The sequence below is a fragment of the Thermodesulfovibrionales bacterium genome (assembly GCA_035622735.1).
Classification (GTDB): Bacteria; Nitrospirota; Thermodesulfovibrionia; order Thermodesulfovibrionales; family UBA9159; genus DASPUT01.
The window spans coordinates 1-26,987 of the sequence record DASPUT010000010.1 but is presented as its reverse complement, the minus strand read 5'-3'; the positions used below and the strand labels follow the sequence as shown (position 1 = coordinate 26,987).

The 26,987-nt window shown below is 53.1% G+C and carries 26 protein-coding genes; 10 read left to right on the top strand and 16 right to left on the bottom strand.

All coding sequences use genetic code 11. The features are described from left to right. From VEI96_00445 to VEI96_00425, 5 genes are all read right to left on the bottom strand, one after another. On the bottom strand, window positions 1-968 hold a 968-nt coding region (locus VEI96_00445; GenBank protein HXX56449.1), incomplete at its 3' end, for an efflux RND transporter permease subunit. Continuing rightward, complete coding sequence (locus VEI96_00440; protein ID HXX56448.1) at window positions 965-2,137, bottom strand: efflux RND transporter periplasmic adaptor subunit; 1,173 nt, start codon at window positions 2,135-2,137, stop codon at window positions 965-967. The genes VEI96_00440 and VEI96_00445, both read right to left, overlap by 4 nt. 48 nt (window positions 2,138-2,185) lie before the next feature. After that, window positions 2,186-3,754 (bottom strand): efflux transporter outer membrane subunit, encoded by a 1,569-nt coding sequence (locus VEI96_00435; GenBank protein ID HXX56447.1) that lies wholly within the window; start codon window positions 3,752-3,754, stop codon window positions 2,186-2,188. A gap of 128 nt (window positions 3,755-3,882) precedes the next feature. Beyond that, complete coding sequence (nifA, locus tag VEI96_00430; GenBank protein HXX56446.1) at window positions 3,883-5,400, bottom strand: nif-specific transcriptional activator NifA; 1,518 nt, start codon at window positions 5,398-5,400, stop codon at window positions 3,883-3,885. Window positions 5,401-5,575: 175 nt separating this feature from the next. Continuing rightward, complete coding sequence (locus VEI96_00425) at window positions 5,576-5,905, bottom strand: VOC family protein (protein HXX56445.1); 330 nt, start codon at window positions 5,903-5,905, stop codon at window positions 5,576-5,578. Between the two features lie 322 nt (window positions 5,906-6,227). Between VEI96_00425 and VEI96_00420 the strand changes: the two genes are divergently transcribed. Continuing rightward, complete coding sequence (locus VEI96_00420; protein HXX56444.1) at window positions 6,228-7,493, top strand: radical SAM protein; 1,266 nt, start codon at window positions 6,228-6,230, stop codon at window positions 7,491-7,493. Between the two features lie 278 nt (window positions 7,494-7,771). Here the strand turns inward: VEI96_00420 and VEI96_00415 are convergent, their stop codons facing one another. Beyond that, complete coding sequence (locus tag VEI96_00415; protein ID HXX56443.1) at window positions 7,772-8,953, bottom strand: citrate/2-methylcitrate synthase; 1,182 nt, start codon at window positions 8,951-8,953, stop codon at window positions 7,772-7,774. Window positions 8,954-9,173: 220 nt separating this feature from the next. Between VEI96_00415 and VEI96_00410 the strand changes: the two genes are divergently transcribed. The 3 genes from VEI96_00410 (at window position 9,174) to glnA (ending at window position 11,740) form a co-directional block, all read left to right on the top strand. Further along, on the top strand, window positions 9,174-9,863 hold the full coding sequence (locus VEI96_00410; GenBank protein ID HXX56442.1) for a type 1 glutamine amidotransferase: 690 nt from the start codon (window positions 9,174-9,176) through the stop codon (window positions 9,861-9,863). A 78-nt stretch (window positions 9,864-9,941) separates the two neighbouring features. Further along, window positions 9,942-10,280, top strand: a complete 339-nt coding sequence (locus VEI96_00405; protein ID HXX56441.1) for a P-II family nitrogen regulator — start codon at window positions 9,942-9,944, stop codon at window positions 10,278-10,280. Between the two features lie 47 nt (window positions 10,281-10,327). Next, window positions 10,328-11,740 (top strand): type I glutamate--ammonia ligase, encoded by a 1,413-nt coding sequence (gene glnA / locus VEI96_00400; GenBank protein HXX56440.1) that lies wholly within the window; start codon window positions 10,328-10,330, stop codon window positions 11,738-11,740. Between the two features lie 90 nt (window positions 11,741-11,830). On the opposite strand, the gene VEI96_00395 is transcribed toward glnA, so the two are convergent. Together VEI96_00395 and VEI96_00390 are read right to left on the bottom strand one after the other, a co-directional pair. Then, the gene (locus tag VEI96_00395; protein ID HXX56439.1) at window positions 11,831-12,439 is read right to left on the bottom strand and encodes a redoxin domain-containing protein; all 609 of its coding nucleotides are present in this window, start codon (window positions 12,437-12,439) and stop codon (window positions 11,831-11,833) included. A 65-nt stretch (window positions 12,440-12,504) separates the two neighbouring features. Continuing rightward, a complete protein-coding gene (locus VEI96_00390) occupies window positions 12,505-12,903 on the bottom strand; it encodes a transcriptional repressor (protein HXX56438.1) in 399 nt (132 codons plus the stop codon). Window positions 12,904-13,106: 203 nt separating this feature from the next. Here VEI96_00390 and VEI96_00385 point away from each other — a divergent pair, with 203 nt between their 5' ends. From VEI96_00385 to metG, 5 genes are all read left to right on the top strand, one after another. Next, window positions 13,107-13,391: a GYD domain-containing protein gene (locus VEI96_00385; protein ID HXX56437.1), complete on the top strand. Its 285-nt coding sequence runs from the start codon at window positions 13,107-13,109 to the stop codon at window positions 13,389-13,391. Between the two features lie 167 nt (window positions 13,392-13,558). Continuing rightward, window positions 13,559-14,575 carry a 3-deoxy-7-phosphoheptulonate synthase gene (gene aroF, locus VEI96_00380; protein HXX56436.1) on the top strand — a complete coding sequence of 339 codons (1,017 nt, stop codon included), beginning with the start codon at window positions 13,559-13,561 and terminating at the stop codon, window positions 14,573-14,575. A 132-nt stretch (window positions 14,576-14,707) separates the two neighbouring features. Beyond that, window positions 14,708-15,778, top strand: a complete 1,071-nt coding sequence (gene holB, locus VEI96_00375) for a DNA polymerase III subunit delta' (protein ID HXX56435.1) — start codon at window positions 14,708-14,710, stop codon at window positions 15,776-15,778. A gap of 51 nt (window positions 15,779-15,829) precedes the next feature. Then, window positions 15,830-16,846 (top strand): stage 0 sporulation family protein, encoded by a 1,017-nt coding sequence (locus tag VEI96_00370; GenBank protein HXX56434.1) that lies wholly within the window; start codon window positions 15,830-15,832, stop codon window positions 16,844-16,846. After that, window positions 16,843-18,828, top strand: a complete 1,986-nt coding sequence (gene metG / locus VEI96_00365; protein HXX56433.1) for a methionine--tRNA ligase — start codon at window positions 16,843-16,845, stop codon at window positions 18,826-18,828. Before VEI96_00370 ends, metG begins: the two co-directional genes overlap by 4 nt. Before the next feature lie 86 nt (window positions 18,829-18,914). Here metG and VEI96_00360 read toward each other — a convergent pair whose 3' ends face one another. The 8 genes from VEI96_00360 to VEI96_00325 form a co-directional block, all read right to left on the bottom strand. Next, window positions 18,915-19,172, bottom strand: coding sequence for a hypothetical protein (locus VEI96_00360; GenBank protein ID HXX56432.1), 258 nt, complete (start codon window positions 19,170-19,172; stop codon window positions 18,915-18,917). A 261-nt stretch (window positions 19,173-19,433) separates the two neighbouring features. Continuing rightward, complete coding sequence (locus tag VEI96_00355; protein HXX56431.1) at window positions 19,434-20,321, bottom strand: hypothetical protein; 888 nt, start codon at window positions 20,319-20,321, stop codon at window positions 19,434-19,436. Window positions 20,322-20,380: 59 nt separating this feature from the next. Next, window positions 20,381-20,737 carry a hypothetical protein gene (locus VEI96_00350; protein HXX56430.1) on the bottom strand — a complete coding sequence of 119 codons (357 nt, stop codon included), beginning with the start codon at window positions 20,735-20,737 and terminating at the stop codon, window positions 20,381-20,383. A 154-nt stretch (window positions 20,738-20,891) separates the two neighbouring features. Continuing rightward, window positions 20,892-21,614 carry a pentapeptide repeat-containing protein gene (locus VEI96_00345; protein HXX56429.1) on the bottom strand — a complete coding sequence of 241 codons (723 nt, stop codon included), beginning with the start codon at window positions 21,612-21,614 and terminating at the stop codon, window positions 20,892-20,894. Beyond that, the gene (locus tag VEI96_00340; GenBank protein ID HXX56428.1) at window positions 21,614-21,949 is read right to left on the bottom strand and encodes a cupin domain-containing protein; all 336 of its coding nucleotides are present in this window, start codon (window positions 21,947-21,949) and stop codon (window positions 21,614-21,616) included. The genes VEI96_00345 and VEI96_00340 overlap by 1 nt, the downstream gene beginning before the upstream one ends. 176 nt (window positions 21,950-22,125) lie before the next feature. Then, on the bottom strand, window positions 22,126-22,647 hold the full coding sequence (locus VEI96_00335) for a dCMP deaminase family protein (protein HXX56427.1): 522 nt from the start codon (window positions 22,645-22,647) through the stop codon (window positions 22,126-22,128). 10 nt (window positions 22,648-22,657) lie between these two features. Then, on the bottom strand, window positions 22,658-24,892 hold the full coding sequence (locus tag VEI96_00330) for a vitamin B12-dependent ribonucleotide reductase (GenBank protein HXX56426.1): 2,235 nt from the start codon (window positions 24,890-24,892) through the stop codon (window positions 22,658-22,660). Between the two features lie 378 nt (window positions 24,893-25,270). Then, a complete protein-coding gene (locus VEI96_00325) occupies window positions 25,271-26,239 on the bottom strand; it encodes a KpsF/GutQ family sugar-phosphate isomerase (GenBank protein HXX56425.1) in 969 nt (322 codons plus the stop codon). A gap of 368 nt (window positions 26,240-26,607) precedes the next feature. Between VEI96_00325 and VEI96_00320 the strand changes: the two genes are divergently transcribed. Further along, window positions 26,608-26,987, top strand: a 380-nt coding sequence (locus VEI96_00320) for a hypothetical protein (protein HXX56424.1), incomplete at its 3' end; no start/stop codon positions are given.

The window sequence follows — 26,987 nt, the reverse complement described above, 5'->3', positions numbered from 1 at the left end:
GCCGGAAAGGTCTTGCTCATCTCCGCCATCGCCTTGTAGACACTGTCGGCCACGGCTATGGCATTCGCATCAGGCAGGGTGAACATCACGAGGAGAGCGGAATTGCGGCCCGAAGCCCTAGCAAAATTGCTGTAGTTCTGCCTGCTCAGCTCGACCCTTGCGATATCGCGCAGACGCACGATCTGTGAAGGAGGACCGGCAGCCGTCTTGATAATAATATTCTCGAACTGGCTTTCACTCGAGAGCCTGCCGAGGGCAGTGATCGTGAGCTGAAAGGGCTGATTCGCCGGCACCGGCGGAACACCGAGCTGACCGGCAGCAACCTCGGCGTTCTGGCCTTGAATGGCTGCTATCACATCTGATGTCTTGAGGCCGAAGCTCTGAAGCCTCTTCGGGTCGAGCCATACCCTCATGCTGTAAGGGCCTGCGCCGAATACCCTCACCTGGCCCATGCCGGGCAGACGCGCAAGAGGGTTTTGCAGATTTATGACTCCGTAGTTAGAGAGAAACGTCTCGTCAAAACGGTCGTCATCGGAGTAAAGGCTCACCACGAGAAGGATATTCGGAGAGACCTTCCTGACCGTGACGCCTTGCAGCTGGGCGCCTCCGGGAAGCTGGGCAAGGGAGCTGTTCACAAGGTTCTGGACGAGCGCCGTCGACGTATTCAGGTCGGTCCCGATGTCGAAGGTGATCGTGAGGGCATAGGACCCGTCGCTGCCGCTCGTGGAAGACATGTAGATGGCCCCCTCCACGCCGTTTACGGCTTGTTCGATCGGAGTCGCGATGGTATTCGCCACGACTTCGGCGCTCGCTCCCGGATAACGGGTTGTGACCTGTATTGTCGGAGGGACGATCTGGGGCCACTGGGCGACAGGCAGGCGCGTGATGAAGATGATGCCGATGATCATAGTGATTATCGCTATGACATTCGCGAAGATCGGCCGATCTATGAAGAATTTTGATATCACCGCGTCCCTTCCGTCGCCGCGTTATCGAGTTGCGGCGAGACCGGGCTTCCCGGTCGGGCTTTCAATAACGCGCTGACGATGATTCTCTCGTTTCCTGTGAGCCCTTCTTCAATGACGCGAAGGTTGTTGTCTTGCAGAGAGCCGGGCTTGACACCTCGTCGTTCGACGACATTTTGCGCGTTGACAACGAGCACGTAGGGGCCTTGCTGGTCGCTGCCGACTGCCGTGGCCGGTACGAGCATGGCGACCCTGGTCTCGACAGGCACATGCACACGCGCATAGAGGCCCGGCATGATTCTGCCTTCAGGGTTCGGGAGGACTCCCCTCATCTGGAGCGTGCCGGTGGAGGTAGAGACGTTCGTAGCCGCAAAATCGATATATCCACGGTGCGGATAGCCCTCTTCACCGACAAGACCGACTAAAACCGGCGATTTCAAGGCAACAGCATTTCCCGTTGTGCCGCGCGCAGTCTTCATGAGTTTGGCCAGATCCGCGTCGCCGACCGTGAAATAGACATAGATCGGGTCGAGCTGAATTAATTGGGCAAGGTTGGTATTCGCTGCCGACGAACCCACGAGGTTCCCGGGGTCCTGAAGTCTACGGTCTATCCGACCGTCAAAGGGAGCCGCCACTTCGGTGTAGCTCAGATTAAGCTTTGCTATGTCCCGACTCGCCTCCGCTGTTTTAAGATTCGCCTTGGCCGAATCCCGCTGGTATCTCCAGTTGTCCACATCCGTTTGTGCGGCCGCATTCTCCGATAATAGGTTGATGTAGCGCTCGAGCTGGCTTTGAGCGTATTCGAGCTGCGCTTTTTGCGCCAGGACCTGACCTTCAGACTGCTGGAGTGCTGCTACGTAAGTATCTTGCTGGATCATGAAGAGCAGCTGGTCTTTCTTCACGCGCTGACCGTCCTGAAAGAAGACCTTATCCAGGTACCCGGCGACCCGGGCGACGAGCTGCGCGGAGTTGACGGCCTGAGTATTGCCGGTCAGTTCGAGATAATCCGTGATCGTTCGCTGAACCGGTCGGATGACGGTGACTTTGGGAGGAGGGGGTTGTTGCTGGGTCTTCTTCCCGCAGCCGGCCGCGAAGAGAAGAAGGGCCGGGAACAACACGACTGTTGCAAGGCCATAGGCCGGTCGAAACATTCTCCTAGTTTTACAGACCATTACGCAACCTCCGATCGCGAAAGGGCTTCTAAGACTGCCCTGATGGTATTACCAATCCGGATGAAGCCGCGGAGAGGATGGTGTTTCCCCGGAGACATCCGGATTATATGATGCAGGGGCGAGCAATCTGCCCCAATTCGTGCGCTTTGCCATCTCTTCTGTTACGGAAGTAGGAACCAATTCCTTTCCTTCGCGGATCTCCCAGCCGCCTCCCAAGGCCCTATAGACCCTGACCAGACTGCCCGAGATGGTGCCGAGGGTGTCGGCCAGATCGTCCTGCTGATTCAAGAGTGCCTGCTGCGCGATCAGGACCGTTACGAAATCTTTCGTGCCTTCCCGGTATTGAAGGACGGAAAGGTCGAGGGATTTCCTGGCAGCCTCAGTGCTCAGTACGAGAAACTCCGCCCTGTCCTGGGCCTTCAAGAAAGCGACGAGATTGTCCTCGACCTCCTGCTGTGCTGCGAGAACCGTGTTCTGATATGTAATGAGTAACTCCTGAAAAAAGGCATCCTGGAGGCGAACATTGTTCGTGATCTGACCGTAGTTGAATATACTCCACTGGAAGGAGGGTCCGGCTGTGATGTTTTGGCTGGACCACTTGAAGAGGTCGCCGAGCTTGGATGTTCCGGTAGTGGAAGAGAGGAAGCCGAAACTTCCGGTGAGAGAGAAGGCCGGGTAGAGGTCGGCGACCGCTACGCCGATTTGTGCACTCTGTGCGGCTGCCCTGTATTCGGCGCTCCGGATGTCGGGCCGGCGGCGGAGAAGATCTGTCGGGATTCCGACGATCACCTCGGGAGGAGAGACAGGGATGTCCGACGGGCCACCGAGGAGACCCTCCAGGTCATTCGGCGGCATGCCGAGGAGGAAGCAGAGGGAATCCTTGGCCTGCCGCAGAAGGATTTCGAGGGGAGGGATGAGTGCTGCCGTGTGATTGAGTTGGGTCTTGGCAAGCTCGACATCGAGTTGTGACGCGGTGCCGTACCGCAAACGGGCCTTGGCGATATCGACGCTCTTTTCCTGGACCTCTAAATTCTGGCGCGCGATCTCGATCCGCTTTTCGAGAGTTCTGATGACGATATAGGAATTGGCAACATCCGCCGTCAGGGTTACGAGGGCGTTGTCGTAGTTGGCGATCGAGCCAAGCCAAATATCGTTTGCCGACTCGATGGCGCGCCTGAACTTGCCCCAAAAATCGAGTTCCCAAGCGGCGCTCAGTCCGATCTGAGCCACGTAATACTGGGAGAGAGGGATTACTCCCGCGTCGCTCGGCCGATTAAAGATGAGGGATCCCGAGGCCTGCTGGGACTGGGGGAAGAATTCTCCGATGGCGATGCCGAGCTGGGCCCGGGCTTCGAGTACCCTTACGCCGGCGATCCTGAGAGTGAGGTTATTCTTATATGCCTCGTCGATGAGCTTGTCGAGGACCGGGTCGTCAAATACCCGCCACCAGTAACGGTAGTCCGATGATTCACCCTTCACCCGTTCATCGCCGGCCTCCAGCCAGTTCTGAGAAACGGAAACATCGGGCTTCCGAAAATTCGGGCCAACGGAACAGCATGTGAAGAGGAGGCTGACTGCCGCAACAAGGGAAATCTCTGACCTCAGTAAGAATCGCATCCGATCAATCTCCCATCTTTGACTACGGTAACGATTTCAGGAATAGTATTATCAACAGTATAGCAGGTCTTCCTATGAATGGAAGGGGGTAGGGGTCAACAAAATGGAAAGACTTAAACGGCGGACAGCTACCTCCGAATCAGCCTGTATTTCACAATCTTGTAGCCGATCTGTCTCGGCGTAATTCCGAGAATTCGCGCCGCCTTTGCCTGTACCCATCCGGTCTTTTCGAGTGCGGCGAGTATCCTCATCTTCTCGGTCTCTTCAATAGTAGATGTGAGCGAGCCCTTCACGGGGACCTCCCTTGTTTCAGGGATCCTGAAGGTGAGGGGCAGATCGACAGCCCTGACGGTATTTCTGCGGGACATGACGACAAGACGTTCGACGGTATTCTCCAATTCACGGACATTTCCCGGCCAGTCATAGTCCATGAGAACCTTGAGGGCATCCGATGCGAGTGTTATCGTCTTTCTGTTCTGCTCGTTGAACTGTCTCAGGAAGCACTCTATCAAGAGGGGTATATCTTCTTTCCGTTCTCTCAGAGGAGGGAGAGATATCGGCACGACATTCAACCGGTAATAGAGGTCTTCCCTAAATTTGCTGATATTGACAAGGTCCTCGAGGTTTCTCGACGTCGCCGCAACAAGCCTGATGTCTACCTTCAACGTCCTCTCCCCACCGACGCGTTCGAACTCCCTCTCCTGGAGGACGCGGAGGATCTTCGGCTGGAGGTTCAACGGGAGGTCGCCGATCTCGTCGAGGAATATCGTTCCCTTGTCCGCGATCTCAAACTTCCCCTTTCTCATAGAGATCGCGCCGGTGAAGGCCCCCTTCTCGTGGCCGAAGAGTTCCGATTCGAGCAGGCCCTCCGGAACGGATGCGCAATTGAATTTTATGAACGGTCCCTTTGCCCGAGGGCTCATGTAGTGGATCGCCTTTGCGATGAGTTCTTTTCCGGTTCCGCTTTCTCCCCTGAGGAGGGCAGTCGCCTTTGAGGCGGATACCCTATGGACCGCTTCGAAGACCTCCTGCATCCTGTCGGACTGCCCTATGATGTTTTCTATGCTGTAACGGCCCTTGAGTTTCCGGCGGAGTTCTTCCGTCTCTTCAATGAGCGCTTCCTTCTCCCTCTCGATTTCCCTGTTGAGCTTTACCGACTGTCCGATGAGTGAGGCGATGATTTTCAGAAGCCGCACGTCTTCTTCAAAGGAGACGCCCTTTGAGCCGAAGAGCCTGTCGACGCTGAAAACTCCCAGCACCTCGGACTTGAACTTGATCGGGACACAGAGGAAGGCGATGTTGTCTTTACTGATCTCTTTTCTCGCCCCTGTCTTGTCAAGGAAGAGCGGCTCATCCCCTACATTCGGTATTACTATGGGTGAGCCGAGTTTGGCGACCTTGCCGATGATTCCTTCACCGAGTCTATATCTCCCCCTCCTTATCTCTTCCTCGGTCAGGCCGTGGGCAACGACTATCGCGATCTCGCTGTTGTCTTTTAGTGCCACGGTCCCACGCTTCATATCCATATACTCTGCAAGGACCTTCATCGCGCTCTTCAGATTGGTCTTAAGATCAAGGGATGAACCGAGTATCTTGCTGATTTCATAGAGCGTCGAAAGCTCTACGCGTTTATAATCCTTTGCCATAGAGTCTAATGTATCGGAATTTCCTGATGAAAAGCAACCTGCGGAAAGCAGAGTGCGCGACACGAGCGGAGATCGCGGGGTTCAGGACAATGCGGATGGCAACGGAGGCCCCGATTGCGGATTTGATTCGAAAGATATAGCGATGCAGGCGAAAATTCTTATCGCCTCACAATAGTCACTGAATAAGGCCGATGATGTTACCGTCGGGGTCTCTTACACTTGCGATCAGTCCCCCGCCACCGACATCTTTTGTCTCCTGCAAGATTTGTGAGCCAGCGCTCAGAAGAGATTGCAGACTCTGCTTGATGTCGTCAACATGATAGTAAACTGTCATTCCATTCTTGTGACCGTTGGGGTCTAATCCGATATCCTGATCTCCAATTTTGAAGCCAACATAATACGGCTGATCCGCATATGGCTCGACACCCAAGAGCTGACGAAATAGTATCTTTGCTCGAGCTATGTCCTTGACAGGATAGATAATGCTTCTGACACCTTGTTTCATGAGTGCCTCCTTATAATGAAACTATGCCAAACGAGTTATCCCAATACGTTGATTTTTTGTTACGGGTAACTACTAACTAAAGAATATCACGAATTATAACTCGATTGCGACAGCAGAAAAGAAATTCAGACGTTTGAAAGGGCTATAGAGAACTCCCCAAACTTCCCCTTTCCTTGGAACAGACCCTTGACCGAAAGGAGCTAGCTGCTTAAAATAATGCAATCGGGGTCATTTCTACTTCAACAAAAATACGGGACAAGGTCGTTAAAGTTAAGACCTGAATTGAAATCACATGAGAATTTTACTCATAAATCCCAAGAGAGTGGGACGTGGACAAGCTTCCGTTCGCTACATGAACTCTACCCCCCTTGCATTGCCGATTCTGGCAGCACTCACGCCTGAAGATATTGAGGTTAGAATTGTTGATGAAAACCATGATGCCATTCCGTATGACGAGGATTGGGATCTGGCGGGAATAACAGTTATGCTGCATGTATCGCCATCAGCGATTGCGATTGCAGAAAGGTTCCGCGCACGGGGAATAAAGGTGGCGTTTGGGGGGTTTTTCCCAACATTATGTTATGACCATGCCCGGAGACACGTCGATAGTGTCATAGCAGGCGAGGCAGAGCCCGTGTGGAACGAGGTGATAAGGGATTTACAAAGCAATCAGCTTCAGCCGTTTTATAAAGCAAATCAACTTATCGACCTCAAAGATATTCCGTTCATCAAGAAGGAATTATTCTCAGGCAAAGATGAGTTTTATCATATAGAAACGACACGAGGCTGCCCCTATAACTGTGATTTTTGCTCAGTTGTGAGTTTTTACGGTACAAAATTTCGTCACAGGCCGATTGATCATGTCATGCGACAGCTTGAGGAGCTGAGGGGGAAGGTGCTCTTTTTTGTTGATGACAATATAACTGGTGATCCCGCCTATGCTCGGGATTTATTCCATGAAATGATTCCTTTGAAGATCAAATGGAGCGGTCAATTTTCCCTTAATCATGCTGCGAACCGGAAATTGATGAGTTTGGCAGCGGAGAGCGGTTGTCAGTTCCTATTTACAGGCATAGAGTCGTTGAGTCAGGACAATCTTCGCGCAGTTGACAAGAAATGGGCGAAACCAGAAAAGTTTGCTGAGTGGATAAAAATGACTCATGATGTCAGCATAGGAATTTACGGCTCTTTCATGTTCGGATTTGAAGGGGATAATAAAGACGTTTTTCAACAAACCCTTGATTTTTGTGAAGACAATGAGATTGAGCTGGCATTGTTCTCCGCATTGTTCCCCATACACGGATCGCAATTTTATCGGCGGCTTCAAGCTGATGGCCGCATCTTTGAAACTGATGTCAGAAAGTTTAATGGACAATATTCCACCTTTTATCCTAAAAACATGACGCCTCAAGAGTTGGAAAACGGCTTGCGATGGTTATGGAAATCATATTACTCCAAAGAAAGCATTAGAAGGAGGTTATCGCGGTGGATGCGGTACCAGGCTCCGACGCAGAGCGGCTATTCGAAAACTGCTGCACTCTTGTTAGGTCTGAATATGGCGTTTAAAGTTGCAGTGAAAGATTTCTGATGTGCGATAGTTCATCGAGGGCATCTTGTCACTCTTTCTATCTCAAGGTTCGTCGGCTCATCGCTTCGCTACCGCCGACTTCCCCGGGAAAGCTTCGTTGTTGCAGATAACCGGAACGCGCGGAGTAGTCGGTGAATCCAGCATTAATCGCCAGTACGGAAAGCGTGTGGGTAGCAAGCGTATCAGAAGTGTCCCTGATCCTCCTCGGGTTCTGCGAAGGGATATCGATGAACATTAGGAGCAAGCCCTGTAACCCCTGGTAGGTACCCCGCGGAACGTTATTTCCGGTCTTCAAGCGGCGTATAGACGCAACCCGTGAGGCCGCAGTAGTCACCGACGTATTCCGACGCGGGCCGGTAAAGCGCAGGCTTTTCCTGGGCCTCGGCAAACTTCTCTTCTATGATATGAGCGGACCAGCCTGCTATTCTCGACATCGCAAAGACGGCGGTCATGAGGTCATCCGGTATGCCCATCATGTGGTAAACGGAAGCGCTGTAAAAATCCACGTTCGGTTTAATCGTCGCTTTTCCCCTTCGCTCGAATTCCTGAAGGGCGGCTTCTTCTAGCTCGTTCGAGAGCCGATACCAATTCTCCCGGCGGAGTTTTTTCCCGAGACGATAGGACATCTCCTTCAGGATTTTGGCCCTCGGGTCCGTCGTTTTGTAGACAGCGTGGCCCATGCCCATGATCCTCTCTCCCTTATCGAGCTGCCTCTTCACCCAGGCGGGGATGTCTTTTTCGGATGACAGATTCATGAGCATCTTTATAACCTCGGCATTGGCACCGCCGTGGAGGCTGCCTGAGAGGGCACCAACCCCCGCCGCGACTCCCGCATACATGTGGGCCCTTGTCGAAACAACTTCCCGGCAGGCAAAGGTTGAGGCATTGAAGGTGTGGTCGGCGTGGAGGACGAGACAGGTATCGAGATCGGCGGCGATCTCCGCATCGGGCTTAATCCCGCTGAGCTGCCATAAGAAATTAGCTGCATGGGGGAGGTTCTTGTCTTGAGGCAACGGTTCGAGGCCGGCTCTTATTCTTTGCCACGCCGCTATCAGGACCGGCAGGCGCGCGATGAGTCTGAGCGCTTTGAGAATATTGGCATCCCTCGACTCTTTGCCTAGATCAGGGTCAGCCATTGCCAGCAGCGGTATGGCTGCTTGAAGCACGTCCATGGGATGAGATTCTTTCGGCAACTTCTTGAAGCTCTCATAGAGAAAATCCGGGACATCTCGCTCCTCGGTGACCTGTCGGGTGAATGCTTCGAGTTGTTTCTTATCAGGCAATGCGCCGTGAAGAAGGAGGTATGCGGTTTCGAGGAATGACGATTTCTGCGCGAGATCTTCGATCCGAAAGCCACGGTAAATAAGGATGCCCCGCTCTCCGTCGATGAAACTGATCTTCGTGTCAGCAACCGTTACACCCCGGAGACCGGTATTCTTTATACGAACGGGTTCATTCATTTTCTGCTCCTCAAAACAGGATCGGACGGTTTTCAGTGAAAAGAAGCTCTCCATCAAGTTTAGCGCAAGAGGCGAGGCTCTGCAACGAGGTATTTTGTGCCTGCATCTTTCTTAGTCATCGACTGCCTCAAAGATAGGCAGGCATTCACCGCTCATGATGGGAAACACGTTATTTTTCAATGGAGAGCCTATGGCATAGTTATTGATATTACCCGGAGTGGTGGCTGTTCTGATATTGAAGAATACGTCGGTTGAAGGGCCGGGTACGATTGAGGACCACCTCAACGAAGCCGGGATGCCCTATTCTGTCGTCGACCTTGAGAAAGAAGGCCTGCCCGATACGAAGGGCTTTGATACCCTCGTTATGATGGGCGGCCCGATGAGCGTGAATGAAGAGTCACAATACCGTTATATCAGCGACGAAATAACGCTCGTGAAGGAATTTGTCGCAGCCGGTAGGAAGGTCTTCGGGGTCTGTCTCGGTGCCCAGATCATGGCAAAGGCGCTCGGTGCAAGGGTTTATGCCGGCTCTGAAAAGGAGATCGGCTGGTACGACATCACCCTCACGGAAGAGGGCTCGATTGACCCGCTCATGAAGAGGCTCGCAACGCATTCGCGGACAGAAGACTTGCGGAGATCCTTTCCGGTATTTCACTGGCACGGCGAGACCTTCGATATCCCGGAAGGTGCGGTCAGACTCGCCGGGTCGGCACTCTATCCGAACCAGGCCTTTCGATACGGAGACAACGCCTACGCATTCCAGTTCCATATAGAGGTGAGGAAGGCGATGATCTATGAGTGGCTGAAGAATGAACCCGTCGATATGGTACAGATAAGAGCGAAGACCGAGGCTGCCTATGACGATTATCTCGGCGGTGCGTTGAGTTTCTATAAGGCATTCTTAAAATAGCGGTCAACAGTCTGTGGCCTATGGGTAGTCGGTTACCGAAAGGCCGGAAACTGAGCGACTGAATACAGGAGGTGAGATATGAAGAAGATTGAGGCCGTTATCAAGCCCTTCAAGCTCGACGAGGTGAAAGACGCATTAAACGAGATCGGCATCCAGGGGATGACCGTCACGGAGGTCAAGGGCTTTGGCCGGCAGAAGGGGCACACGGAGCTCTATCGGGGAGCCGAATACGTCATCGATTTCATTCCGAAGATAAAGGTTGAAGTCGTCACTTCGGACAGCCTGTCCCAGAAGGTCGTTGATACTATCGAGAAGGCGGCGAAGACAGGCAAGATCGGAGACGGCAAGATCTTTGTGTACCCGATCGAAGACGTGGTGAGGATAAGGACCGGAGAGCGCGGCGAATCTGCGCTGTAAAAAAGCATTTCAGGAAGACTTTAAACCATAAGAAAGGGAGGAGAAGCATGACAGCAAAAGACGTAATCAAGATGGCCCAGGAAAATAAGGCGGTTATGGCAAATTTCAAATTCCTCGATTTTCCCGGGATCTGGCAGCACTTTGCTGCGCCTATAGCGGAACTGAAGGAGGAGGTCTTTGAAGAAGGTCTCGGTTTTGACGGCTCTTCTATCAGGGGATGGCAGGCGATCCACACATCGGATATGCTCATCGTCCCTGACCCTGAAACGGCATTCATGGACCCCTTCATGGAGTATCCGACGATAAGCCTCATCTGCAATATCGTGGACCCCATAACGAAGGAATACTACACGAGGGACCCCCGATACATCGCCCAGAAGGCGGAGAATTATCTGAAGTCGACTAAGATAGGGGACACCGCGTATTTCGGTCCAGAGGCGGAGTTCTTTATCTTCGACAACATACAGTTCGACCAAGACTCACACAGCGGATATTATTTCCTCGATTCCGTCGAAGGCATCTGGAACTCGGGTCGTGATGAGGGGCCGAACCTCGGCTACAAACCAAGGCACAAGGAAGGGTACTTTCCGGTGCCGCCGACGGACAGCCTGGTGAACCTCAGGACGGAGATGGTCATGGAGATGTTGAAGTGCGGCATCTACGTCGAGAAGGAGCACCATGAGGTTGCCACAGCCGGCCAGGCTGAGATCGACATGCGATTCGAATCGCTGGTTAAGATGGCGGACAAGCTTATGCTCTTCAAATATATCATCAAAAACGTCGCGAAGAGGCATTGCAAGACGGTCACCTTCATGCCGAAGCCGCTCTTTGGGGACAACGGCTCCGGTATGCACACCCATCAGAGCATATGGAAGGGCAGCAAGCCGTTATTCGCAGGCAACGGCTACGCAGGCCTGAGTGATCTTGCGCTCTATTATATCGGCGGGATTCTCAAGCATGCACCGGCCCTCGCAGCACTCACAAATCCTACAACGAATTCCTATAAGAGGCTTACCCCCGGTTTTGAGGCCCCTGTCAATCTCGCCTACTCCGCGAGGAACCGTTCCGCATGCGTAAGGATACCGACCTATTCCCCGAGCCCTAAGGCCAAGAGGGCCGAGATCAGGTTCCCCGACCCTTCATGCAATGGATATCTCGCCTTTGCAGCGATGTTGATGGCGGGGCTTGATGGTATCGAGAACAAGATTCACCCCGGTGAACCTCTCGATAAGGATATCTACGAACTCGGGCCCGAGGAACTCGCGTCGGTCCCGACGATGCCCGCGAGCCTGGATGAAGCACTCAACAACCTCGAGGCGGATAACGAATTCCTGAGAAAAGGCGACGTGTTTACCGGCGACGCAATAGAGACGTGGATAAACTACAAGAGGACAAAGGAAGTGGACGCACTGAGACTGAGACCGCACCCCTATGAGTTCTTCCTCTATTACGATATTTAGAACGGGGTTATAAGGAAAGGACGACTTCTGAAACGAGTGACCCTGCCCGGCGGGTGGGGTCACTCGTTTTCTTTCGTTGCCGAGAGATACTTATTTCAACGCTTCGTAAACCTTCCCGACGATTTTTTCGGATGGCTTCAGAGTCTTCCCTCCCGGCTTCCATTTGGCGGGGCAGACTTCTGCGGGTGCGTTCCTTACGTAAATAAAGGCCTCGATCTTTCTCACCAGTTCATCCATGTTCCTTCCGACATTAAAAAAGTTCATCTCCGAGGCGACGAGCTTTCCGTCAGGGTCGACAACAAAGGTTCCCCGAAGATCGAGACCGCTCTCTTCATCATAGACACCGAAAAGCTTAGACGCGGTGCCCTTCGGGTCGGCGCCCATGTGGAACTTCACCTCTTCAAGGAGTTTCTCCTCGTGATACCACCCATAATGTACGAATTTCGTATCGGTACTCACGGAGACGACCTCGCAGCCGAGCTTCTTCAGTTCCTGCTGTTTTTCCGCAAGGTCGGCAAGCTCCGTCGGACAGATGAACGTGAAGTCAGCCGGATAGAATACGAGGACCGTCCACTTCTTGGCCTTCTTCGCTCCCTCCAGACTAAATTTGGAAAACTTTCCTGTACCCGGTTCAAAGGTTTCGAGCTCAAAATCAGGCACTGACTGACCTACCCTCACACCGCAACAGATTTCACTCATAATCGCTGCCTCCTTTTTTTAGAAACTATTGAGAAAGTATAACAAGAAAGTGCCGTACTTTCTATTCACTTGCCCTTCTTGCATCTAGGACATACGCCATAAAACTCTATGTGATTGCCGAGTATCTGAAAGTCTTCGGCGGCACCTGCGGGTAATTGCAGGTGATAGTCGCGGTGAATGTCGGCAATCCGCCTGCACTTCATGCATATCAGGTGATGATGCGGCTCGGTATCCGGGTCGAATCTCTTCTTCTCCGGATCGAGAGTGAGCTCCGCAACCCCTCCGCGCCGTCGCAACGCCTCGAGCGTATTGTAGACGGTCGCGAGGGACATGGTCGGAAACCTCCTTGATACCGCCCGATAGACATCCTCGGCCGAAGGATGATCCTTGTTTCCATCAAGGTAACCAAGGATCGCCAGGCGCTGCGGCGTCAGTTTAAACCCTATCTGTTTGTATTTCTCCATGAACAGTCGTCCTTTCAGCACTTCTTACTATTAAATAATAAATATCATATTAGAATCATTCTTGTCAAGGCCGATGCACGATCAATATTCTTTATTGACATCATCCCGCAAAAGCGGTATAAAGTAATAAGAATTGGTCGAGCGATATCCATTCTATGAACCTGAGCAGGATATCTGTCTTGCTCATCACAAAGGAGGGTGCGATGCCATTTTATGTAATCTTGAGTACTCTGACCGATGAAGGGCGTAAGACGATCAAACAGAAACCGGATAGGATCCTTGAAGTGAACAAGGAGATTGAGGAGATGGGGATAAAGATTCATAAGCAGTATGCAGTCCTCGGACCGTATGATTTCGTCAACATCATGGAGGCGCCGAATAATGACGCGATTATGAAGATGTCGGTTGAGATCGGCTCAAGAGGTTCGGTCCAGCTCCTGACCCTCGCAGCTCTTCCCGTTGAGGAGTTTATCAAGAAGCTTAAATGAATCTCAGTTAGCGGCCTACGCCCTGCGGCATTACCTGTTCGTTTCCGGGATTTGTCGGGTTGACCTTCTCAGCGGGGGGCCGCAGGCTCGTAATCTTCCGCACGATCGGGAAAATAGAGAGCCACAGGCGATGAGCCCTGTGGTTTTTTATTCATGAAGGAGGACGTATGATCATTGTTTTGAAACCGGGATGCAAAAAAAAGACCGTCGAAGAGATCATGAAGAAGATCGAGGAGCTGGGGTTTAAGGCCCATGCCATCTTCGGGGTCGAGAGGACGGTCATCGGTGCCGTGGGAGACGACCGGGACAAACATATGCTCGAGGCCCTGGAAGCCAATCCCTGCGTCGACAAGTTGGTCCCTATTCTCCAGCCTTACAAACTCGCCAGCAGGGAGATCAAGAGAGAGCCTACGGTTGTCAAAGTTGACGGTGCGCTTTTCGGTGGTGAATATTTCGGGGTAATAGCCGGACCCTGTTCCGTCGAAACGGAAAGACAGATCGTCGAGACAGCGATAAAAGTTAAGAAGGCTGGAGCGAGGATGCTCAGGGGAGGTGCGTTTAAGCCGAGGACTTCTCCGTATGCGTTCCAGGGGCTCGAGGAGGAAGGGCTGAAATTGCTCGTAAAGGCCAGGAAGGAATCGGGCCTTCCCTTTGTGACCGAGATTACCAACCCGGAAGACGTAGAGTTGGTCGGTGACTATGCCGATGTCCTCCAGATAGGCGCGAGGAACGTCCAGAATTTCTCTCTCCTCAGAAGGGTGGGAAAATTCGGCAAGCCGATCGTCTTGAAAAGGGGCATGTCTACGACGATCCAGGAATTCCTGATGTCCGCCGAATATGTCCTTTCAGAGGGATGCAGGGAAGTAATCCTCTGCGAAAGAGGGATACGGACCTTCGAAAATGCCACCCGCAATACCCTCGATATTTCCGCCGTGCCGGTTATTCACGAACGGTCCCATCTGCCCATCATTCTTGACCCCTCCCATGCCACGGGAGCGAGGAATTACGTGCCGCCGCTCTGCTTCGCCGCAATGGCCTGCGGTGCGGACGGGATCATGGTCGAGGTGCATCCGGACCCCCAGAAGGCTTTATGCGACGGGCCTCAGTCCCTCGGAATCGACGGGTTTGTCCACGTCATGAAGAGGCTGAGGGAACTCTCGAAGTTCAGCGGGAAGAAACTCTGAAGTTCGGCGGATTACGCCCGTAAACGAGGGGGAGGCCTCCTTGTCAAGAATCTTCATGTGAGGGTATAATTAAAGTTATACCCGAGAAGGACAAAATTGCCGTGCATAATTATATACGGAGCAAGAGGTTTCATGGCGCTTAAAGACGTTATAGGACAAGGCAGAGCTGTCGGTATCCTCCTCCGGACACTCAGGAGGAGGAGGACGCCCTCTGCCTACCTCTTTGCCGGCGAGTCGGGTATAGGGAAGAGGTTCACCGCGGTCAATCTTGCAAAGGCGATAAACTGCCTGAAAGACCGTGATGAGATGGCAGACCCGGCCGGAGGGAGTGAGAGAGTTCCTCTGACCGACATGCGTCAGGAAGAACAGGAAGATTCATGCGATTCCTGTGTTTCATGCCTTAAGATCGACTCAGGAACGCACCCTGACGTCATCATGATTTCTCCGGACAAGGGTGAGATACGGGTGAGTGAGATCCGGGAGGTAGAGGATGCCCTCTCATTGATGCCTCATGAAGGGAGGAAGAAGGTCGTTATTATCGATGAGGCTGATACGATGAATCAGTCCGCTGCAAACGCATTTCTCAAGACCCTGGAAGAACCTCCGGAAGATAGTCTCATTATTTTGATAGCATCGAACCCTGACAGGCTGCCCGAGACGATACGCTCGAGGTGCTCTCGCCTCCTCTTCACCCCCCTTTCGGGGGCCGCCTGCGGGGAAGTCATCAGGTTGGTCGACAGGAGGGAGGCTGCCTCCAGGTGCGCGACGGACAAGAGGGCTGTGACGCGCACTTCTGGGGCCGATTCGGATCTCCCTGCTCGAATCAGGCTCTCGATGGGCAGGCCGGGACTTGCCCTTTCTTCTGACCTCCTCAAAGAGCAGGAACGGTTCGTCGGTATCCTCAGGAGTGTGACCGGAGGGCAACATGAAACCTGGGCTGACAGGGACGAGATGGAACGATGGCTCGATATGGCGGTTATCTTCTTAAGGGACGTTGCGGTATTGCAGCTTACGCATGACGAAGGGATGCTCTTCAGTCCTGACATAAGGGGTCTTTCGGAGGCGGGTGCGAGGGCGGATATTCGCGCTCTCGTGGAATCGTTCGATGCCCTGACCCGCCTGAAGAGAAAACTCGATTTTAATCTCAATAAGGGGATAACGTGGAACTATACAGCGTCTGTTCTCAGAAACATAGTATCATGATGGAACGAAAAAGAGAGACCGCTTTCTTTATTCCCCGCCCGGGAGCGAACGATGCCTGATGTTGTCGGGATACGGTTCAAGAGCTGCGGCAAGATATACGACTTCGAAGTGAACGGCGTCGAGGTTTCAAAGGGGGATCTTGTTGTGGTCGAGTCTGAACTCGGTCTCAGCATGGGCAATGTCGTGGTCGAGAAACATTCCCTCGATACCGCGGCAAAGGAGCTAAAGAAAGTCTTGAGAAAGGCTACCGAGGACGATCTCCGGCAGAAATCCGAGAACAAGGCCCTTGAGGAAGAGGCGATGGCCTATTGCATCGAGCGGATAATGGCGCGGGGCCTTCCGATGAAGATGATATGCACCGAGGTGACTCTCGATAAGAAGAGGCTTATCTTTTACTTCACCGCCGACGGGAGAATAGATTTCAGGGAGCTCGTCAAAGACCTGGCAGCCAAATTCAAAACGCGTATAGAGATGCGACAGGTCGGCGTGAGGGACGCGTCGAAGATCGTGGGAGGCATCGGCATATGCGGCAGAGAGCTCTGCTGTAAGACATTCCTCACCTCTTTCGAACCGATATCCATTCGCATGGCCAAGAGGCAGGAGCTTGTCCTGAACGCCAATAAGCTTTCAGGCGTCTGCGGAAGACTCATGTGCTGTCTCGGGTATGAATACGGCGAAAGTGAAAAGGGAGAAGGGGGTAAGCGGACGGAGGATGAGACGGCGCGGCTGGAAGAAGGCACTGAAGAAGGGCAGATGGCGCTTATCGAAGAAGCTCCCGCTCCTCCGGCACGAAAGGAGCCTGTAGTGCCGATTTCCGAGCGTTCCCGGAAGGAGACGGGAAGGCAGAAGCCTCACTTCCGCTCGGGTGATGGACGGGAGATTCGCGGCCATTCCGCGAGGCAGGCTCCGAAAGAGACCCACCGTGCGGGTGCGGCTGACCGGACTGCTCAGGAAGAACTGCGGAGCGAAGAAGTCCGGCCGGAAACATCTGAAGTGCAGTCCGGTGAAAAAGCGCAGGAGGGAAAATTTCACCGGAGGAAACGGCGAAGGAGAAAATTCCGGAAATGAAAAAAGAATTCTATGTGACAACACCCATCTATTACGTGAATGACATCCCTCACATCGGGCATGCCTACACAACGGTTGCCGCGGACATCCTGGCAAGGCGGAACAGAATGCTCGGCAGAAGGGTCTTCTTCCTGACCGGAACGGACGAGCACGGACAGAAGGTCGAAAAGGCGGCCAGTGAAAAGGGACGCAGTCCCAAGGAACATGCTGATAGCATGGTGGCTAATTTCAAGAGCCTATGGGCAAGACTCAACATATCCCATGACGCCTTCATTCGCACGACCGATATCGAGCATGTGAAGACCGTACAGGGACTCATGCAGATGCTCTGGGATAGGGGGGAGATCGAGAAGCGGGAGTACTCCGGCTGGTACTGTACCCCGGATGAGAGGTTCTGGACGGAAAAAGACCTGATTGACGGCAACTGTCCCGACTGCGGGAGGCCGGTTGAACGCATTGTCGAAGAAAACTATTTCTTCCTCATGTCGAAATACCAGGAGAGACTCGTCGCTTATATCGAAGACCATCCGTCGTTCATCATGCCGGAGACGAGGAGAAACGAGGTCCTCGGCTTTCTCCGGAACAATCCCCTCGGCGACCTCTGTATATCGAGGCCGAGACAGAGGCTCTCATGGGGTATCCCCCTTCCCTTTGATGAAGGCTACACAACCTACGTCTGGTTCGATGCCCTCGTCAATTATTTTTCTGCAACTCGATACCTTTCCCCCGGTGCGGAAAAAGCCAGGGACGGTGAATTCTGGTGGCCCGCTTCTCATCACATCGTCGGCAAAGACATTCTCACAACTCATGCCGTTTACTGGCCAACCATGCTCATGGCTCTCGGGTTGCCTTTGCCCGAAAATATCTTCGCCCATGGCTGGTGGACCGTTGAGGGAAGGAAGATGTCCAAGTCTCTCGGCAATGTTGTGGACCCCCATGCCATGGTCGATAAATACGGCGTGGATGCATTCAGGTATTTTCTATTCAGGGAAGTGCCCTTCGGACTCGACGGCGATTTTTCCGAACGTGCCCTGATAAGGCGAACGAATACCGATCTCGCCAATGACCTCGGCAACCTCCTGAGCAGGTTTCTCACGATGGCCGAGAAATACGGCGGGGGATCGATTGAAGGGACTTTCTCATCAGGCATGACCCTGGAGGACTTGCCCGGGGTTTGTGTAAATGCCGGCGCAAAGGCCCTTGATGAAAATGCGTGGGCGCGTCTGCAGTTCAATCTCATACTGGAACAGATATGGGCTATTGTGAGGGCGGCGAATAACCATATCGCGCAGACCGAGCCCTGGAGGCTCGCGAAAACCGATCCCGGGGCGCTGAAACTTGTCCTCTCCGACGTCTGGAGTGCGCTCAGACTCACGTCACTCCTGCTCTATCCGTTTATGCCCCGTGCGGCAGGGACGATTTGGAAGCAGCTGGGCCTTCGGTCTCTGACGGAGGAGATCGAACGGAGCCCGGAGAAAGCCGGGAAAGAAGGCGGTATTATGGATCGCGCGATATTCGGATGGAATTGGTATCCGGATTACGCGGTGACGGTGTCGAAGGGTGAGCAGCTCTTCCCGAGAATAGAGGAGACCGAGAAGAAGACTCAGAAGAAAGAACAACAAAAAGAGAAGAATCCGGTGAGTCTCGAGGGCAGCAACGAGACGATCGGCATAGAGGATTTCGCAAAGGTGGAGTTGAAGGTCGGCAGGGTGATAGCCGCCGAACGAGTCGAAAAGTCCGATAAGCTGATAAGGTTGAAAGTGGATATCGGTGAAGAGAGACAGGTGGTCGCGGGAATAGGGAAATCGTATGCCCCTGAAGACCTTATAGGGAGTGAGATAATTGTTGTGGCAAACCTGAAACCGGCTAAACTCATGGGAATAGAATCCCGCGGCATGCTTCTTGCCGCGACCGATGAAGATGGGACCTGTTCGGTCCTCACTCCCGGAAGGGAAGTGAAGCCGGGTGCGAGGGTCAAGTAAGTGAAGGGTTCAGAACAGCCCTGACAGATATATGAAGGGGGTCCCGGATATTCCGGAACCCCCTTCCACACTTCTTGCGCCCCTCTTTATTCTGCGAGTTTAAGGGTTTTCGCTTCTGCCTTTATATCGTCGTCGGTAAATTTGGCATGCATCTTAGCGGTCGGGCCTTCTTTTACGGCCTTCATGAGATCAGCCGTGGTCTTGATATTCTTTTTTGCTACGACCTTGTCCAGAGCCTTGTCGCCCTTATGACATGATCCGCACTTGCTCTCCGCCGCAAAGCCGATTGCGACGATACCGAGGACGAAGACGATGGCGATAACTATCGCGACTATTCTCTTCATTCACTTCACCTCCTTTCTCTTATCGGTCTTGTTTGAGTCTTTCGGACCACCTGGGTTCATCACATTAGTACCGTATCGGAAGCCGGCAATCCGAAAAACAAGGGAAACTATTTCAGATAAAAAGACTTCTCAGATTTTCTTCTCCTAAAGATTAAAATATCAAATAGATTTATAGGCATAGCTTATAGATCTCATTCCCTTTTGTCAACTTCTTTTTGCGATTTCCGAAAATGTCCTGCTCCCGAGAGAACCGGTTCATCCTCAACCCACGTTCATGAGGTCTCCTCCGCTCTCTGCTCTGGCAAAAGGTTCTCTCCTGATCTCGTTCCCCGTCCTGTCCCTGTAAACGAGATCGTCGGTATCGAGCTCATATTCGGGGATATCCGGATCCTGCCAGCGTGAGAGGAAATACTGGTAAAAAGGGAGGTAGAGTCCGCCGGGATTCTGCTGATGCGTGAATACATATTCGGGCATGTTCCGAACGTCGAGCCCTGCATGATAATGCATGACGGAGAGGTAGTCTCCGAAAATCGCTATCTTCAGGAGAGGTTTGTCCTGATAAAGCTTAAGCCTCACATTCTTCTGAGCCGCCTTCAGCCCTTTGAGAAAATCGATGCTTTCCAGAATCTGATCTCTAAAGCCCTCCGGCGTGATTGCGGGATCGTCGATACTCCTCGCGCGCGTGTGTGCGCCCTCACTGAAAGGGTTGAGCAGCATTATCTTTGCTTCACGGCAATTTCTGATAACCTGGTGGAGGTCTCCGGCGGGATCGGCGAAGGTCCGTGATCCCGTTGAACCGATTATCATAACGTCCCGTGCAAAACCCTGCCTCTCCTTGAATTTCCTCACCCGTTTCGGCGTAAAGAGTCCTTTTGGACGGACCACAAGAAACAGACCGGCAGCCATGGCCATTCCCGACGCCTTCCTGTCCTTCCAGCTTCTCTTCATATAGTTGAACGAGATAATGAGAAATACCGCTACCGCTATTTCAACAGCGACGAGGAAGATTTGCTCGTGCTCGATGAACGACCAGTAGACGAGATACTTTTGAGCAACAAATCTGACCGCGAAGGGCAGTGACAGTGCGGCGGCCGCGCTCAGGACAACGACCACAAGGTGATAGAGAATATGAACTAAGTTCTTAAACACGTGCACCTCCATGGTATTCTTTCAGGAATTATCGGCAGCGGATTCCGTGCCGAAGAGAATCAGGAGAGAACGATGAGAGCGGTGACGAGCAGGAAGGCGATATCCGCATCGGGCGTGCCTCTGTCGAGGGATATCCGCTCGCAGAGAGAAGCTATGAGACGGATTTCAGCCTCATCCATGAGGGCGAGCTTATCCTTCGCCCTTTCGAGCAATTTTTGATCACCGACTCTGCTTTCGAGTACCGGCAGGATTTTGGCCATTGCGGAGTCTTTCTTCAATTCTTTACTGTGAAGATCTGTTCCCTGCCGGGGTACTCCCTCAGCAGTAGTCGATGAGCCCCAGGAATAGACTGCGGAAAGAAGAATCAGTGAACATGCGATGATCGGTCCTGTGAGGGTTCTTCTCAGTATTTTCATCTCTGCCTCCCAAAATTTCGTTCAGACAGGGTTTTCTTTCAACATCCCTTGACCAGAATAACAGCATGAGTATACGCAGGAAAAATGAAAAAATCGTGAAGGAGTGATGAAACTTATTTCATGGCGAGAGTTGCGCCGAAGAGAGCCTTTCCCTTTAATCTTTCTCCGGATCATCGTCTTTTTCGAAGTCTTCGAGGATCGAGCCGGTCCTGATTCCCTCCTGGTTTGCCCTGGTCATGTCAGGGTTTGTCAAGAGGGCTGTCCTCAAGTCGGCGTTTTTCAGATCTGCCCCGACGAGTGTCGTTTCGATGAGCCTTGCTTTTCTCATGTCGGCTGACGAGAGGTTCGCCGCGTTCATGTCGGTCCCGTGGAGCATCGCGCCAAGGAGGCTAGCCTCTGAAAAGTCAGCACCGACCATGCTTGCGCCCCGGAGGCTCACTCCGGAGAGGTTAGCTCCGGCAAAGCATGCCATGGCCCCGTCTGTCATCTGGAGGTTGGCTTCAGCGAGATCGGCGCCCTTGAAGACAGCCCCTGAAAGCTTCGCGCTCGTGAAGTCGGCCTTCCGGAGGTTCGCGCCGGAGAAGTCAGCGCCGGTGACGGTCGAGAAGGTGAGGTCGCTTCGCCCGAGATTCGCTCTCTTGAAGGAGGAGCCGGTGAAATTCGAGCTTCCGAGATCATTCCCGCTCAGGTCGGTCTCATCGAATAGGGACCGGCTCATGTTCGCCTTGCTCATGTTCGCGCCCCTCAGGTTCGAACCCCTGAAGTCCACGGCGATGAGGTCGAGACCGCTGAGATCAAGACCCGAGAGGTCAAAGCCTCTACAGTCCCCGGTCGTCTCGACGAGCTTCACCACCTCATGTCTCGAAAGCCTCTTCATTAGGCGCTTATACCGAAATAGACGATGACGAGGTCTTCCTTCGAGGAATTGGCGAGCTCGTGGGCCTCACCCGGCAGCACGGCAACACAGCTTGCCTTTTCGAGGCTGTATTCTTTCCCATTCACGCTGATATGGCCTTTGCCCGATTCGACAAAAAAGACCTCACTCATATCAGCGTGTGCATGAGACACCGCAATCTCTCCCGGCGGAAAGACGGCCCGCGCGAAAACGGTGAGGTGGGGAACGTCTCCCTTCCTGAGCATGACCCTTTTCTTCACTTGCGGATTGTGAGAGACCGACTCTTCGGCTATGTCATCGAGACGAAGGAACTTCATTGCTATCCGTCGATGTCCCTATTCCCCTCTCCCGAGCCCTTCGATTGAAGTATTCACCACATTACAGCGCCAATGTTTCCACGACTGCCCTACAGAACCTCTTGATGTCCGCACGGTTTTTCCGCCATACCTCATGAACGATTCTTCTCTTTGTTCTTCACGGAGCCGGGCACCTCCTAGCCGCCTTCTGTCCGCTCATCCATCTCGACATTCGCGGGAGGCGTATCGAACTCCTTGAGGTCGTTCACCCGCACGATACCCCCGTCCTTTGTGAGGTATACGAGTTGCGTTATCTGCGCGTTCCGGATCATCCTCTTGCAGAGGAGACAGGGTTTGCCTTCCGCGAAGATATCACCTTCCTCAAATCCCGCAACGTAGATTGTCGCGTCCTTCATCCGCTCCGGTGAGCCGTTGATGATCGCGTTCTGCTCCGCATGCACCGCCTCGCAGAGTTCGTACCGTTCTCCGGCCGGGATATTGAGTTCCTGCCTCTTGCAGGTCCCGCGATCGACGCAATTCGTCGAGCCCCGCGGCGCGCCGTTGTAACCGGTGCTCACAATCACGTGGTCTTTCACGATGACCGCGCCGTATCTTCTCCGGAGGCAGGTCGAGCGGGACGAAACGACCATTGCTATCTCGATGAAATACTCGTCCCAGGGCGGTCTTCTGAAGGACTTCTTCCCGTTACCTCTGTTCATGTTCTACTCCTTAGCCGCACTTCGTGAAGCCGCAATTGTGACAGACCGCACAGCCGCCTTCATGCTCGACAGCGCCGCCGCACTCGGGACAGGCGCCCATGAGCATTATCTCGTGGCTCTCCTTTTTGTGGCCGTTGCCGTTTCCCTTGTCAGTCGTCATAGAGTACTTCTCGACGGCCCTGGCGATCGCGTCGGAACAGGAGAGGATCTTGCCTCCATCGCACCAGGTAGGCTGATGACAAGAGATGCCCTTGAGCTGCTTAATGACTTCAGTGGGGTCGATATCGGACCTGAAGGCGAGGGACACGAGTCTCCCGATCGCCTCTGCCTGGCTCGATGCACACCCTCCCGCCTTGCCCATCGAGGTGAAGAGTTCAAAGAGGTGGCCTTGCTCGTCCTCGTTTATTGTGACATAGAGATTTCCACAGCCTGTCTTCATGAGTCGCGTCGACCCCCTTATCATTTCAGGCCTTTTCTTCGGCATGATCTTTTGGGCATGAGGGACGGCCGGTTTCTGGAGCGCCTCTTTCGTCGTGCCCGTTGAGAGAACCTGCTCTTCCCTCGATCCGTCCCGGTATACGGTGACGCCCTTACAACCGAGGCTGTACGCGAGAAGGTAGACGTCTTCCACATCCTTCGGTCCCGCATGATGGGGGAAGTTGACGGTCTTCGAAACCGCGTTGTCCACATATTTCTGGAATGCCGACTGCATCGTGATGTGTTCCCTTGGTGTTATGTCATGGGCCGTCACGAAGACCTTCCTCACATCCTCGGGGACCTCTTCAAACCCCTCGATCGTCCCCTTTTCGGCGATCCTCTCCATGAGCTCCCTGGACCAGAAGCCACGGTTTCTCGCGACCTTCTCAAAATGAGGATTGACCTCGATGAGCTTCGTCCCTTCCATGACCGTCCGCACGTAGGAGACCGCGAAGAGCGGCTCTATACCCGATGAACAGCCGGCGATTATCGAGAGGGTTCCCGTGGGCGCGATTGTCGTTATCGTAGCATTCCTCATGGGCAGCTTGCCGTCGTATATGCTGCCGTGATAATTGGAGAAGGTCCCGCGTTCCTCCGCGAGTGCTATGGATGCCTTTCTCCCTTCGGTCTGAATGAACCCCATCACTTCCTCTGCCAGTTGCACCGCTCCTGCGGAGTTATAGGGGACCCCGAGTTGGATGAGCATGTCAGCCCAGCCCATTACGCCGAGACCTATCTTTCTGTTTGCCTTTGTCATCTCCTCTATCTTCCGGAGGGGATACCTGTTCACCTCGATCACATTATCGAGGAAGTGGATCGCCCCCCAGACGGTCTGCTTCAACCGTTCTCGATCAATCCCCAGGTCTCCCACAACCATCTTTGCGAGGTTTATCGAACCGAGATTGCAGGACTCATAGGGGAGGAGGGGTTGTTCGCCGCAGGGGTTCGTCGATTCTATCTCGCCGATGAGGGGCGTGGGGTTCGAGGCGTTGAGCCTGTCGAGGAAGACGATCCCGGGTTCGCCGTTTTTCCATGCATGGTTGACGATGTGGGTAAAGACCTCCCGCGCCTTGAGCCTGGAGGACACCTGCTTTGTCCTCGGGTTCAGGAGTTCGTATTCCCCATCTTCCGCGAGGGCCTTCATGAATTCTTCTGTCAGGCCGACTGATATATTGAAGTTGTTGAGTTTTGTGTTTTCGTCCTTGCATTTGACAAAGTCGAGGATATCGGGATGATCTACCCGCAACAGCCCCATGTTTGCGCCGCGCCGCGTTCCGCCTTGCTTTACCGCCTCCGTTGCGGTATCGAAGACCGTCATGAAGGATATGGGCCCCGATGATATCCCCTTTGTGGAGCCGACCACATCGCCGCTCGGCCGCAGCCGCGAGAAGCTGAAACCGGTACCCCCGCCTGATTTATGGATTATCGCGGCGTTTTTCACCGCATCGAATATCGATTCCATTGAGTCATCAACGGGTAGGACAAAACATGCGCTGAGCTGTCCGAGACTTCTCCCGGCGTTCATGAGGGTGGGGCTGTTCGGAAGAAAGACGAGGGACGTCATCAAGTCGTAGAATTCTTCTTCCGTCTTTGCGACCTCGTCCGGAGACCTGCCGTACCGCAGGTCGGCAGACGCAATAGCCTTTGCGATTCTTCGGAACATCTCCTCGGGGTTGTCTACGATCTTCCCGTTTTCGTCCTTTTTGAGATATCTCTTTTCGAGAACCTTCAGGGCGTTTGGTGATAAAGTAAAGTGTGATACTGCCATAATCCCCTCCTTGAAATTATGCTTATTTTCTGGAAATAATAACTGCTAACTGTCTGTCTATTATATCCGGTATATAGTATTAATTGTGAAATTTCGTTAATTAAACCACAATATATTGTGCCTGTCAAGGAAAAAATACGGTAAAATATAACCCCTTGATTTGACTAATTTTTTGTTGTGAAATGGATGTTGGTCTCTTGTTAATTTCAGTAAAGGATGGAAGTCCTTCCGACCCGCCATATCCATAAAACCGTAACGGGGAGGAGATATCCGGCTCAAGAGCAGGATTCAGGCAGGTTGATGAAGGTCCGGAGGCATATTCAGAAAGGCTATTGCCATTGATCCGATGCGGAACGTTAGACCCGGCATTCGTGCAGGCTAGACGATTCCCTTTTTGAGGATGTCATGGAGATGGATTATACCCTTTGGCCTGCCCTCTCTGTCAGGTACTACGAGGGATGTTATGGAATACTTTTCCATGAGCGATAGGGCCTTTGCTGCGAGTTCATCTTCCAAGATGATCTTCGGCTCTTTTGTCATGACCTCTCTCGCCTTCATGTCAAAGACCGCCTTCCCCCATTTCTCTATTCCACGCCGTAAATCTCCGTCTGTGACAACGCCCAGGATCTTGTCGTCAGGATCCGTAACTATGGTGAGGCCGAGCCTCTTTGATGATATCTCGACGACCGCGTTCATCATAGGGGTATCGGGAGATATACGGGGAAGCCCCTCTCCCGTATGCATGAGGTCTTTGACCTGGATGAAGAGTTTTTTCCCGAGGCTGCCGCCCGGATGAAAGAGCGCAAAATCCTCTTCCCGGAACCCCCTCTTTGTGAGGAGGGCGATGGCGACCGCATCACCCAAAGCCATCGTGGCGGTCGTCGAAGCCGTCGGGACGACGCCGAGAGGACAGGCCTCTTCCTTGACGGAAACATCGAGGCTGACATCCGCCGCCTGAGAGAGGGTCGAGTCGGGATCGCCTGTCATCGCGATGAGGCTGAGGTTAAAGCGTTTCAGAAAGGGTATGAGGCAGAGGAGCTCCTCTGTCTCTCCGCTGTTCGATATGGCGATGATGACATCATCGGATGTTACCATGCCGAGGTCACCGTGGCTTGCCTCGGCAGGGTGGAGGAAGAATGCCGGGGTGCCCGTTGATGCGAGCGTCGCCGCAATCTTCTTTCCAACAAGACCCGATTTCCCCATGCCAGTGACGATGACCCTGCCCCTGCTCCCCGAAATAATCTCTATCGCTCTTTCAAAATTGCTGTTCAGTCTTCCTGCGAGCGCGAGGACGGCTTCCGCCTCCGTCTTCAGAACCTTTGCTGCTATGCCGGTGATGTCGCTCATCTGAATCTATTCGGTCCCCCTTCAATCGGTTGTTCATTTTATCACATCAGGCCTGTCGCATAAAACCCCGGCATTGGTATTACGACGCGTTGCGCCGAAACAGAGAAGGAAACCGCATCGAGAGCCCTTTTTCTCTTGTGCCGGACTGCCGTCGAAATCAGGCATTCCCTACAACGGGGAATGATATATCGATGCTTTAGTACGACCGCCACTGGCCTGATGACGATGAAATATGCTTCATTCCTATTTCATCGTAAGTTCATTTTCGGAAGTTAGACTACTCTGTCGTTTAACCCTGCTGAGAAGCAGGTTGATATAAAGCGATAGAGATAAATTACAGCTCATCACGAGCAAAAAAGGGAGGTAGAATGAAGAAGACGTTTATCAGTATCTCAGTGGTAGTTGCCGCATTTGTTGTAGGAATAGTAGGGGTGGTCCCAAAGGCGGACGCTTTTTCGAGCTATCTGGACGCCTTTAACAGCAAGTATGGCAAGGCTTGGGATTGCGGGGTCTGTCACCTCGCAGTAACCGGAGGCGGATCCCGGAATTCTTACGGAACTGCCTTTGGGAATGTTTCGACACATTCCTCAGACCCCAGCGGAGCGATGGATACCATAGCGAATTCTGCGTCACCATGCACCGGTTACACATTCTTGCAGATGATCAATCAGAACCTCTACCCCGGCGGCCATGGCAGCACACTTGTGTGCCCGACACCGACGCCGACTCCTACGCCCACACCGACACC